The 1489-nt window shown below is 42.0% G+C and carries 1 protein-coding gene; it reads left to right on the forward strand.

Going from position 1 to position 1489, the window contains the following annotated elements; translation table 11 throughout:
- A partial coding sequence (locus A3739_RS16170; RefSeq protein WP_197472369.1) for an efflux RND transporter permease subunit occupies positions 1-1489 on the forward strand: 1489 nt, incomplete at both ends.

The raw sequence follows: 1489 nt of genomic DNA on the forward strand, positions 1-1489 counted from the left end.
TGAAGAGCGCATTGAATTAGAACCATCCGGTAATTTTGAATCCGTTGAAGACATTGCAAACACAATACTTCCTATACCGGGTAGTAAAAGTGTTGTGTATTTAAGGGATATCGCGTCGGTAAGATCAGGATACGTTGATCCTAGATCTTCTATTGTGAGTTATAACGGAGAGCCAGCAATTGGTATCGCTATCTCTATGAGAGAGGGTGGTAATAATATCGAGTTAGGTAAACAGGTGCGAGAGCATATTGCTCAGCTACAATCAATCTATCCGATAGGGGTGGATTTTAACGAGGTCAATTTCTCTCCACATGAGGTAGATGAAAAGGTAAAAGGCTTTGTCGTTAACTTACTGCAGGCCATTGCCGTGGTAGCAGGAGTAATGCTTGTTACGCTCGGAATGAGAACAGGTTTGATCGTTTCTCTGCTTATTCCTTCCAGTATGCTAGCAGCATTGTTAGTGATGTATAACATAGATATTGGTTTGGATCAGATTTCACTCGCTGCATTGATTATCGCGCTTGGTATGCTGGTTGATAATGGCATTGTGATGTCAGAGAGTATTTTGGTTCAAATGAAGGAAGGGAAAAAAGCTATTGAAGCTGCGATCGATTCGGCGGCGGAGCTTCGTTTATCGCTCTTAACGTCTTCTTTAACTACCGGCGCGGCCTTTTTACCCATCTATTTGGCTGAATCAGCTGTCGGCGAATTTACCTCCTCATTGTTCAAAGTTGTTACGATTACCTTGCTTTGCTCTTGGGTGATTTCAATGACTGTGATTCCTATGCTGTGCGTATATTTCCTCAAGCCTAGTGAAAAAACGGTTGAGAAAGACTCCTTGGTACAAACGATCTATGTCAAAGTGTTGAGCTTCAGTTTGAAAAATCGTTTCCTCGTTATCATCTCTGTAGTTGTAGCCTTATTTGCAGCAGGCTATATGATGAAGTACGTGCCAAAAATTTTCTTCCCGCCATCAGACCGCTTATATTTCAAAATGGAGCTCGAGTATCCACTTGGTACCGATATCAGTGTGACTGAAAAGTTGTCTAGCGAGATTAGTGAAGCGATCAAAGAAAACTTCCAAGTGAATGAAGATCGTCCTGAAGGGATCACCTCTTGGATTTCATACATTGGGGCTGGCGGGCCGCGTTTTGTTCTGCCTCATACGCCAGAGCCTGCTAGCCCCAACTACACATTGTTTGTCGTGAATGTAAATACTTTGGCGGCTGTCGATCAAAGTATTAAGGGCTTAAATGCGTATTTATTTGAAAATTTCCCAGATGTGCAAGCAACCTTAAAGCGAATTGAAAACGGTACACCGGTGAAAAATCCCGTTGAATATCGCCTATACGCAAAAGATATCGAGACCTTATTTGAACGAGTCGATGCCCTGAAAGCCAAGATGTCTGAGCTGTCTGAACTTACAAATATTAATGATGATTGGGGTATTCAGACGAAGAAGTTTGAAGTGATTATTGATCAGACTAAA

Source organism: Oleiphilus sp. HI0067 (assembly GCF_001635735.1).